Source organism: Ideonella azotifigens, from assembly GCF_006519715.1.
Classification (GTDB): domain Bacteria; phylum Pseudomonadota; class Gammaproteobacteria; order Burkholderiales; family Burkholderiaceae_C; genus Ideonella; species Ideonella azotifigens.
Genome location: NZ_VIDT01000144.1, coordinates 1 through 10,110 on the forward strand (window position 1 = coordinate 1; position 10,110 = coordinate 10,110).

The window sequence follows — 10,110 nt, forward strand, 5'->3', positions numbered from 1 at the left end:
GCCGCCGCTGCGCCGCCAGTGCCATTGGGTGACCCACCGCGACAAGCAGCCCACCCAGGCATTGCAGCGTTTCATCACCTTGCTGGCGGCCGCTGCCGACACGCCCTTGCCAGCCTGAGCGGCGGCCGGGCGGCACCGCGATCAGCCAGCCTCTTGCTGGCGCAGTTGCCGGGCGTGTTCTTCGTCGCGTGCGTCGTCGATCTCGCGCAGCACGCTGCCCAGGTCCACCGGGCCTTGCCTGGACTTGAACTCACCGCTGAGGGGCGTGTCCGGGTGCAGCAGGCCGCGGGTGTAGAGGTCCCACATCTCGGCGCCGTGCTGGGTGGCCAGCAGCGCGGGGGCGAACTGGCCGAAGAAGTTGCGCAGGTTCTCCACGTCGCGCAGCAGCATGCGCTGGGCGTGGTTGTTGCCGGCGGCGTCCACCGCCTGGGGCAGGTCGATGATGACCGGCCCGTCTTCGGCCAGCAGGATGTTGAACTCGGACAGGTCGCCGTGCACGACACCGGCGCACAGCATGCGCACGACTTCGCGCAGCAGCGTGGCGTGGTGGCGCAGCGCGTCCTCGGGCGTGAACTGCACGTCGTTCAGGCGCGGCGCGGCGTCGCCGTTGGCGTCGGCCACCAGCTCCATCAGCAGCACGCCGTCGAGGAAGTTGTAGGGCCGCGGCACACGCACGCCAGCGGCGGCCAGGCGGTACAGCGCGTCCACCTCGGCGCTTTGCCAGGCGGCCTCGGCGGCCTCGCGGCCAAAGCGCGTGCCCTTGGCCATGGCGCGGGCCTGGCGGGTGTTCTTGACCTTGCGGTTCTCGGTGTAGTCCACCGCCTGGCGGAAACTGCGCTCGGTGGCGGCCTTGTAGACCTTGGCGCAGCGGGTGTCGTCGCCGCAGCGCACGACATAGACGGCGGCTTCCTTGCCGCTCATCAGCTGGCGCAGGACGCTGTCGACCAGCCCCTCGTCGATCAGGGATTGCAGGCGCTTCGGGGCTTTCATCGGGCAGGGATCACAGTTCAGGCAGGCAGAGGGCAGACCCTTTCGGGACTGCCGCATTGTGTGCCCTGGCCGGCAAAAGGCCCATGACGGCCCCGCCCATGAAAAAAGGCAGGCCCTTTCGGGCCTGCCTTGGCAGCGAGCGCCGGAGCGCTGGCGAGGTTCAGCGCGAGGCGGCGATGCGCGCCTTGCGGGCGCTCATGTCGCTGGCGCCCAGCGTCAGGCTGGGCGCATTGGGTTCGACGGTCAGCAGCGTGGTGCCGACCGTCGAGCCGTCGCCCTTGGCGTAGCGGATGCCACCGAGGTAACGCAGGTTGGCCAGGCCGGACCAGCTGGCCTTGACCGAGGCCTGGTCGGCCACTGCGACGGTGGTGGGCAGGCCGGTCACGGCCAGGCTGCCACCGGCATCGGCAGCCGACAGCACCCAGGAGGACAGCGTGAAGTTGCTGCTGCCACCGACCGGGTTGTAGCCCTGCACGCAGGCCTTGTAGGTGCCAGCGACCGGGGCGGTGACGCTGACCAGTTCGTCGGCCGTGGCGCCGCCGCTGGAGGCGACGGTAGTGCCCGAGGGGTTGAGCAGCGTCATGTCCAGGTCGTCGCCGCCGTTGCCGGAGGTGTCGGCGTTGTACAGCGCGGCGCGCACCACCAGCGCGTCGGCCGGCACGCTGATGTTGAAGCAGACCTGGGCGTTCAGCGCCACGGTGCCGGCGGTGCGGGTGGCCGGCTTCAGGCCGGTGACCAGCGCGCTGGTGGCGCCGTCGAAGCCATAGGCGACCTTGAACTTGGCGGAACCGGTGGCGGCCGTGCTGGACAGCACCGCCGGGGCCGACAGCGCCCGCGCCCGCGCCAGCACCGGGCTGGTGACGACGTGCGAACCATCGGTCCAGCTCAGGTTGCCGAAGACGCCGGTGTTCAGCGCCGCGCCATTGGTCTTCAGCGTCAGCGTGAAGGCGGCCACCTCGTTCTTGGCCAGGCTCAGCGTGGGCGGCGTGACGGTGGCAATGAAGCCGGGCACCGTCGCACTGGCCGAGTAGATCGCCGGGCCGGTGCCGACATTGCGCACGTGCCGCTTGATCGTCAGGGTGCCCGGCACATCGGCCGCGACGGTCGGCAGGTTCAGGTTGCTCGGCGCGGCGCTGCCAAAGGCGAGGCAGTTGGCGTCATCCGCGGCGAGCCAGTTGGCGCCGCAGAGGAAGCTGAGGTAGTCGGCCGGGTTGATCGGGTAGACCAGGCCGGGATCCGCGGCGCCGCGCGGGTTCACGTGGCCAGCGCCGTAGCCATTGGGGTTGGTGTCCGGCGCGCCGCTGGCGAGCTTGACGCCGGTGGTGCTGGTGACCATGGCCGACTTGATCTGGGCCGGCGGCCAGTTCGGGTGGGCCTGCTTGATCAGTGCGGCAATGCCGGCGATGTGCGGCGTGGACATCGAGGTGCCCTGGTACGACTCGACCACCGGCGACGGCACCAGCGTGCCGGCCAGGATCGCGTCATGGTCGGCCTGGCTTTGCTGCGCGTAGGTGACCGAGGCGATCACGTCCACGCCAGGCGCGGTGATCTCGGGCTTCATCACCGACAGCTCGGCCAGGTTCGGGCCGCGCGACGAGAACGAGGCCATGATCGGGGCGACCACGTTGGGTGCCTGGTAGCGCGCGCTGATGGCGCCGGTGGCGCTGGCGCCGCTGCTCGTCACGTAGTTGCGCACGGCGGTGCGCGAGGGCGCGTCCAGGTGCACCGTGGGCACGCTGTGGAAGTCGGCCACGACGGTGTTGGCGCTCGGGTTGATCAGCACCATGCCGACACCACCGACACGCGCCACTTCCTGGCTTTTCTCGACGCGGGCATTGGTGCCGCGGTCGCAGACGACGATCTTGCCGACGGCCTTGGTGCTGTCCAGCGAGTTCAGGAAGCACAGGTTGGCGTTGGCCACCGGCACGCCTGCGGCCGGGATGTCGCTCGACAGCACCATGCTGGCCGAGGGCAGCGCGGCCGGGTCGAACGAGGCGCCGGTGTACGGGCCGGTGCCGTTGCCCAGCGACAGGTCGGCAATGAACTGGCGGTCGTGGGTGGACGCGGCCACCGTGGTCAGCCACGGGCTGTTGTGGGCGACCTGGTTGCCCGGGCCGCTGTTGCCGGCCGACGCGGCGACGAACACGCCGGCCGCCGTGGCATTCAGGAAGGCCACTTCGACCGGGTCCAGCAGGTTGGTCTGCGAGCCGCTGATCGAGTAGTTGATGACGTCCACGCCATCGGCCACGGCCTGGTCGATCGCCGCGACCAGGTCGCTGTTGAAACCGTTGCCGCCCAGCGAGCCGTCCGCCGCGATGGTGCCGAACAAGGCCTTGTAGGTGGCCACGCGGGCGCGCGGCGCCATGCCACTGGTGGTGCCGACATAGATGCCGGCCGAGGTGTAGGCCGGTGCATTGGCATTGCCGCCGGCGGTGGACAGCGTGTGCGAGCCGTGGCCGACTTCGTCGCGCGGCACGTCGTAGAAGTTCAGGAACGGCGTGACGGCACCCTGGGCGACTGCCTGCTGGTAGCCGGCGCTGAAGACCTGCGCGCCGATCAGCTTGTTGTTGCACGAGTCGGCCGTGAAACCGGCGCCGGTGGTGCAGGTGCCGCTGTACTGGCCGGCCGGCAGCGGCTGGTAGGCCAGCGTGCCGCCGGTCTTCACGGGGGTGCCGTTGGCGTCCACATGGTCGTAGAAGGCCGGGTTCTCGGGCTGGATGCCGGAGTCCACCACCGCGACGATGACGTTTTCGCCCTTCTCCAGCACGCCCTGGACCTTCTTGGTCCAGACGCCGCCAGGGCCGTCCAGGCCGAGGAACAGCGGGGTGGTGATGGTGGTGGCTTCACGCCGCTCGTCGGCCAGCACGCTGGAGACGGCGCTGTTGGCGCGCAGCTTCTTGGCTTGCGCTTCGGTCAGCACGGCCGAGAAGCCGTTGAAGGCCACGTTGTAGCGGTGCAGCAGCTTGACCGGGCCCAGCGAGCTGATCAGCTTCTGCTGTTCACCGGCCAGGTGGGCGCGGTAGGCCTGCACGGCCGCGGCGCGGGCGTTCAGCTTCTGGCCCTCGGGCACCTGGGTGGCGGCAAGGCCTGCCACGCCACCGCGGTAGCTGGCCGCCGGGGCCTCCTTCAACAGCACGATGTAGCTGCGGGATGCGCTCGGGCTGGTGGCCGCGAATGACGCCGACATCACGCCCGAAAGCAGCATCAGCTGCGTCAGCCGGACAGTCCTGGGAAAAAAGCTCATGACCCAAACTCCACAAAAACGAACGTTGAGGCGCCGAGTGCTGCCCGGGTAGGACTGCCTGCGCTGGTGAATCGCCGACGTTAACGAGGCGTTCAGCACTGTGGGGTTTTGTAACTAGGGGGATGGGCGGGCTTTGGCGCCGTTGCCGGGCGGATGTCGTCGGCTTGTCATGCGTCATCGCTACGGTTCGCGCCATGGATGCTACTTTTTTGAGCCTGCGTGCCTCGCGCAGGCAGCTGCTGCGTGCCGCTGGCGCGCTGGGCCTGGTTTCGGTCTTGCCTGCCGCGCGCGCCTGCGAGTTCTTCTGCAGCAGCCTGCGGGTCTACAAACCCTACGCGCGTGAGACGCTGGCCGGTGACAGCAGCGTCATCGTCGGCATGACGCTGGACGAGGTGGTGCAGGACGACCGGCTGATCGGCGTCACCTCGCCACTGGCCAGCTCGGCGGAGATCGGCGGCATGGGCGCGCGGCCGGGTGCCATCGACCTGCCGATCCGGCGCGGCCAGGTGCTGGTGCTGCACGAGGACACCACCTACATCCGCCTGCTGGGCCTGAAGCAGCCGCTGGGCCTGGGCCGCGAATACCCACTGACGCTGCACTTCGAGAAGGCCGGCGTGGTCGACGCCGACATCGACGTGTCCTACACCCGCAACCAGTCCATCAAGTGAATCGGGGCACCCGGCTCCGCGGGTACGCGGAACCACCCGCCGGGCGGGTTGTGCAGGCCGCTTGGGGCGGCCCGGCGCCGGCCTGCGTTTGTCGAGCCATCGCACTTGAAGCCAGCTTGCTGGATTTCGTCCATCAGTCACGAGGATGTCACCTCATGTGACGACCATGCGCACTTCGCCGCAGTGCCTTTTTCGGGTGCCTGGCGACCTTCACTGGCCGAACCAGGCCCACCCACGGGATGCAACGCGTCCCAAACACAACGATCAGGAGTAGCTTCATGAAGTTCCGAACTGGCCTGAGCCCGCTTGCGCTGGCTGCCATCGCCGCGATCGGCAGCACCGCTGCCATCACCGCTCCCTCGGCCGCCCAGGCCGAATCCACCCCTTCCGGCAAGTACGTCACCGGCGACTTCCACAACCACACCACCTGCTCGGACGGCACGATCTCGATGCAGAAGCTGGTCAGCAAGGTGACCGACAAGACCGACGGCACCTTCGGCCTCGACTGGTTCGTGCAAGCCGGCCACGGTGGCACCGGCAACCGCAACTGCACGCTGGTGGAAGACGCCACGCTGAGCACCCCGGCCTACCCGTTTGTCGAAGGCCAGGGCCCGACCACCACGTGGACCAATTCCATCGGCGCGGCCGCCATCAAGGGCGACGGCGGCGGCGTGGGCGGCAACGGCAACATGTGGCGTTGGCAGTCGGTGCAGGAATACCAGTACCCGCTGCTGGAATACCTCTCGGCCCAGAAGAACGTGCCGCTGTTCATCGGCATGGAATCGGTCGTCGCCGGCCACGAGCACAGCTCGATGTCCGTCGTCACCGGCCAGATGCCCAAGAAGCTGGACAAGGTCACGCTGCCGACCGGCCCGGGCTACAAGGCCGTGGGCAATGCCAATGCGCTGGCCCAGTGGTCCTACTGCTTTGACCGTGGCGACACCGACACCAGCCGCGGCAACACCACCGGCACCGCCACCGGCAACAACTGGGATTGCTCGGTCACCGGCAGCCTGAATGCCGCCGACCCGAGCTGGAACGCCACCGCGCACAAGCTGATCCCCGCCAGCGGCACCGGCTCCGGCAACACCGGCCACGCCAAGACGGTCGAAGCCCTGAAGTGGATGGCCCAGAACCACGGCAACGCCAGCTACTACGTGCCGGCCCACCTGGAGCGCGCCGGCCCGTTCAACCCGGACGGCAACAACGGCTTCAACATCGAGCACCTGCGTGACTTCAACAACGCAGCCCCGAACATCGCCTTCGGCTTCGAGACCCACCCGGGCCACGGCGCTGCCAACAACCGCGGTGAATACCAGGTCCTGCGCAACACCTTCCCGACCGGCAAGGTCGACTCGGTGGGCGGCACGACCTACGGCGGCACCGGCGTGTACGGTGGCGTGATCGGCGGCGTGTGGGACGCACTGCTGGGCGAAGGCCGCAACTACTGGTTCTTCTCCAGCTCCGACTGGCACAACCGCGGCATCTTCGGCCCGGATGACCGCCGCTCGTCGCAAGACTTCTACCCCGGCGAATACCAGCGCGACTTCGTGATGGTGCGCAACGGCCAGGACAAGCTGCGCCCGCAAACCATCGTCGACGGCCTGCGCACCGGCAACAGCTTCGCGGTGGACGGCCAGCTGATCGACCGCCTGGGCCTGGTGGTCTGCAAGTCCAACGCCTCGGCCTACCTGTCCGACTCGCAAGTCCGCAACTACGCTTACGCCGGTGCCGAAAAGGGCAGCGTCGTGAACCACGCGAACTGCGTCTCGATGGGCGAGAAGCTGGTGGTGGACGCGGGTGACGACGTGGTGGTCGGCATCTCGGTGCGCGACCCGGCTGGCACCAACTACGCGCCTTACAGCTTCGCCAACCCGTCGCTGGCCCAAGTGGGCATGAACCAGCCGATCAACAAGCCGGTGCTGGACCACGTGGACCTGATCCGCGGCATGGTCTCGGGCTACAAGACGCCGGGTGCTGCCGACTACTCGGGCGAATGGCCGCGCAACACCGCGTGGCTGAGCGCTGATGGCGTCACCGCTGACCTGGCTGTCGTGCCGGCTGCTGCCAAGAACACCTCGGCCGCAATCGTCAAGACCTTCAGCGCGCCCAAGGGCTGGAATTCGATCGTCTCGACGACCGACGGCACGACCTACCTGCGCATGTCCTACCGCCTGCCGGCGGTGGTGGCTTCGCAGTACGTGCGTCTGCGTGGCAGCAACCTGCCGGCCGCCACGCCTTACGAGACCGATGCCAGCGGCAACCCGCTGTCGGACCTGTTCACCAACGCCAACGACACCAGCAAGCTGCGCATCCCCTGCACGGTCGCCGGCACCAACGTGCCTGAAAACGGCGTGAGCTGGACGGCCGCCAACGGCACGATCAACGGCTGCCCGAACCACCTGGCGGTGGTCAACGGCCAGAAGATGGTGTCGTACGACGTGGCCGCCTGGTCTGACCTGTGGTTCTACAGCAACCCGGTCTACGTGGAAGTGAAGGGTTCGGTGAAGGTCGCCGGCGTCAAGTAAGCCGGCTGGACCCATCCGTCCCTGCGGCAGTTGTTTGACCGCCGCACGGCGCCGCGCGATTTCGCGCGGCGCCTTTTTCCGTTGTTATGGTTGTTCTGTCGAGAAATCATGTCCACTCCGCTGACGATGCCTGTTGATCCTGTCGCCAAGCCCGCTGCTGCCCAGTCCGCACCCCGTGCCGGGCTGCCGAACTGGACCCGCGAGCCGCTGCTGCACTTCCTCGTGCTGGGTGCCCTGCTGTTCGGTGCCGACCATTTGCTGATCAGCCGCAGCGACGACCCGCACACCATCGTCGTCGGTGCCGCGGTGGACAAGGAAGCCATCGAGATCTTCAAGGCCTCGCGCAACCGCGATCCGAACGCCGAGGAACTGGCCGCGTTGCGCAAGGTCTGGCTGGACAACGAGGTGCTGTACCGCGAAGGCCTGGCGCTGCAGGTCGACCGCGGCGACAGCGCGATCCGTGATCGCGTGATCTTCAAGGCGCTGAGCGTGGTGGACGCCAACACCAAGCTGCCACCCGCCGATGACGCGACGCTGCAGAAGTGGTTCGAATCGCACCGCGCGAAATACGACGAGCCCGCCCGCTTCGACTTCCAGGAAGCCGCGCTGGACGGCGACAGCTCCGAGGCCGCCGTGCGCGCCTTCGTCACCGAGCTCAACGCCGGCACGCCGGGCGATGCCAAGGCCGGCCTGCGGGTCTTCAAGGGCAGGCCGCACCAGAACCTGGTGCTGAGCTACGGCGAAGACTTTGCCAAGGCGCTGGAAACCGCGCCGGTGGGCGAATGGCGCGCCGAGAAGACCCGCGAGGGCTGGCGCGCCGTGCGGCTGGAGGCCGTGAGCCCGGCCAAGCCGGCGCAGTTCGAGGTGTTGCGCCCGGTGGTGCAGCAGGACTGGACCGATGCCACGCTGTCCGAGCAGCGCAGCGCCGCGGTGCAGCTGCTGGCCAAGAAGTACAACATCCGCTACGAGGATGCGAAATGAGGTCCCTGAATGTGATGCTGCGCGGCTTGTTGGCTGCGTTGCTGCTGGCGCTCGGCCCGGTTGCTGGCGCGCACGAGCTCAGCATGGCCGAGATGCAGCTGCGCGAAGTCTCGCACGGCGAGTTCTACTGGATGTGGGCCGCCGCCGAGAAGCGCGCCGCCAGCGATGACCTGACCCCCGTCTGGCCCGAAGGTTGCCAGGCCGAGGAGAACGTGCTGCACTGCGGCGAGGCCGGCCTGACCGGCACTCTGTCCATCACTGGCGTGGGTGATCGCTACTCGGCCGCGCTGGTCAAGGTCTACTGGCTCAATGGCGACGCGCGGGTCTACACGCTGACCGCCGGCCAGCCCTCGGTGCACCTCTACGGCGCGGCCGACGATGGCCGCAGCTGGCGCGAGGTCGCCACCGCCTACACGGTGCTGGGGGTCGAGCACATCCTCAGCGGCGTGGACCACCTGCTGTTTGTCATCAGCCTGCTGCTGCTGGTCGGCTTCCAGCGCCGCCTGGTCTGGACCATCACCGCCTTCACCGCCGCCCACAGCCTGACGCTGGCGCTCAGCGCGCTGGGCATCCTGACGCTACGCCCGCCGCCCGTGGAGGCAACGATCGCACTGTCCATCGTGCTGGTGGCCGGCGAAGCGCTGCACAAGCGCGAGACGCTGGCGCGGCGCTGGCCGGCGCTGGTGGCCTTCCTGTTCGGCCTGGTGCACGGCCTGGGCTTCGCCGGCGCGCTCAAGGAGATCGGCCTGCCCGAGAACCACCTGCCTGTGGCGCTGCTGACCTTCAACGTCGGCGTCGAGATCGGCCAGCTGATGACGGTGGGCGCGGCGATGCTGCTGTGGAAGTTGTGCAGCCGCTGGCCGCAGCTGGCCAAGGCGCGCAGCGTCGTGCTGTACATGATCGGCTCGATCGCGGCCTACTGGTCCTGGCTGCGCGTGGCCGCCATCTTCGGTTGAGGTCTACAAGCCATGGCTGAAATTCACGGATTGTTCGCCACGCCCTTCATGCGCGTGCCCGGCGCGCTGCCGCCGGCCCTGGTGGCCGCGCTGGTGGCGCATTTCGCGGCCCAGGCGCAGCAGCAGAACAACGGCTCGGCGCTGCTGTCGCACACCAGCATGCTGCGCCCCAGCGACAGCCCGCTGCTGGTGGACGTGGCGGGCCTGCTCACGCCGCAGCTCTCCGAGTTCGGCGCGCTGCTGTTTGGCCAGCGCATGCCCTGGGCGCTCAAGGAGATGTGGGTCAACGTGCTCGAGCAAGGCGGCCAGCAAGCCATGCACAACCATGCCAACAGCTTCATCTCCGGCGTGGTCTACCTGACACCCACCCACCCCAGCGCACGCACCGTGTTCATCAAGGCGCCTGGCGGTACCGACTTTTCGTTCAAGAACGACCATGCCGGCGTCGTCACCGGCCCGTACAACGCCGACAAGTGGATCAGCCCGCCGCCAGAACCCGGCGACCTGGTGCTGTTTCCCAGCTACCTGATGCACGCCGTGCCGCCCAACCAGGGCGAGCAGCGCATCACGCTGGCCTTCAATGCGATCCCGGCGCGGCTGGACTCCTGGGGCTACACCATCGGGTTCTCCGGCTGAAGCGATGGCGGCGAAACGCGTGTGGGCCGCGCATGGCCTGATGCTGGCCTCCGGCTTTGCCGGCCTGGGTTACCAGGTCGTCTGGGCGCAGCAGGGCGCGCTGTGGC

The 10,110-nt window shown here is 68.4% G+C and carries 7 protein-coding genes; 5 read left to right on the plus strand and 2 right to left on the minus strand.

Annotated features, from left to right (window positions below; translation table 11 throughout):
• Positions 1 to 141: 141 nt before the first annotated feature.
• Together FKP22_RS11405 and FKP22_RS11410 are read right to left on the minus strand one after the other, a co-directional pair.
• Positions 142 to 990, minus strand: coding sequence for a PA4780 family RIO1-like protein kinase (locus FKP22_RS11405; RefSeq protein ID WP_141287615.1), 849 nt, complete (start codon positions 988 to 990; stop codon positions 142 to 144).
• Positions 991 to 1,150: 160 nt separating this feature from the next.
• A complete protein-coding gene (locus FKP22_RS11410) occupies positions 1,151 to 4,234 on the minus strand; it encodes a S8 family serine peptidase (RefSeq protein WP_141287616.1) in 3,084 nt (1,027 codons plus the stop codon).
• Between the two features lie 194 nt (positions 4,235 to 4,428).
• On the opposite strand from FKP22_RS11410, the gene FKP22_RS11415 reads away from it, so the two are divergent.
• From FKP22_RS11415 to FKP22_RS11435, 5 genes are all read left to right on the plus strand, one after another.
• Complete coding sequence (locus tag FKP22_RS11415; protein ID WP_170200856.1) at positions 4,429 to 4,902, plus strand: copper chaperone PCu(A)C; 474 nt, start codon at positions 4,429 to 4,431, stop codon at positions 4,900 to 4,902.
• Between the two features lie 278 nt (positions 4,903 to 5,180).
• Complete coding sequence (locus tag FKP22_RS11420; protein ID WP_141287618.1) at positions 5,181 to 7,430, plus strand: hypothetical protein; 2,250 nt, start codon at positions 5,181 to 5,183, stop codon at positions 7,428 to 7,430.
• A 108-nt stretch (positions 7,431 to 7,538) separates the two neighbouring features.
• The gene (locus FKP22_RS11425; protein WP_141287619.1) at positions 7,539 to 8,411 is read left to right on the plus strand and encodes a peptidylprolyl isomerase; all 873 of its coding nucleotides are present in this window, start codon (positions 7,539 to 7,541) and stop codon (positions 8,409 to 8,411) included.
• Positions 8,408 to 9,367, plus strand: a complete 960-nt coding sequence (locus FKP22_RS11430; RefSeq protein WP_141287620.1) for a HupE/UreJ family protein — start codon at positions 8,408 to 8,410, stop codon at positions 9,365 to 9,367. The genes FKP22_RS11425 and FKP22_RS11430 overlap by 4 nt, the downstream gene beginning before the upstream one ends.
• A gap of 12 nt (positions 9,368 to 9,379) precedes the next feature.
• On the plus strand, positions 9,380 to 10,003 hold the full coding sequence (locus tag FKP22_RS11435; RefSeq protein ID WP_141287621.1) for a putative 2OG-Fe(II) oxygenase: 624 nt from the start codon (positions 9,380 to 9,382) through the stop codon (positions 10,001 to 10,003).
• Positions 10,004 to 10,110: the final 107 nt, after the last annotated feature.

Excerpts from the sequence above, each read along its gene's own strand:
- FKP22_RS11425 (WP_141287619.1), top strand. The coding sequence starts at position 7,539 with ATGTCCACTCCGCTGACGATGCCTGTTGATCCTGTCGCCAAGCCCGCT.
- FKP22_RS11415 (WP_170200856.1), top strand. The coding sequence starts at position 4,429 with ATGGATGCTACTTTTTTGAGCCTGCGTGCCTCGCGCAGGCAGCTGCTG.
- FKP22_RS11435 (WP_141287621.1), top strand. The coding sequence starts at position 9,380 with ATGGCTGAAATTCACGGATTGTTCGCCACGCCCTTCATGCGCGTGCCC.
- FKP22_RS11420 (WP_141287618.1), top strand. The coding sequence starts at position 5,181 with ATGAAGTTCCGAACTGGCCTGAGCCCGCTTGCGCTGGCTGCCATCGCC.
- FKP22_RS11410 (WP_141287616.1), bottom strand. The coding sequence starts at position 4,234 with ATGAGCTTTTTTCCCAGGACTGTCCGGCTGACGCAGCTGATGCTGCTT.
- FKP22_RS11405 (WP_141287615.1), bottom strand. The coding sequence starts at position 990 with ATGAAAGCCCCGAAGCGCCTGCAATCCCTGATCGACGAGGGGCTGGTC.
- FKP22_RS11430 (WP_141287620.1), top strand. The coding sequence starts at position 8,408 with ATGAGGTCCCTGAATGTGATGCTGCGCGGCTTGTTGGCTGCGTTGCTG.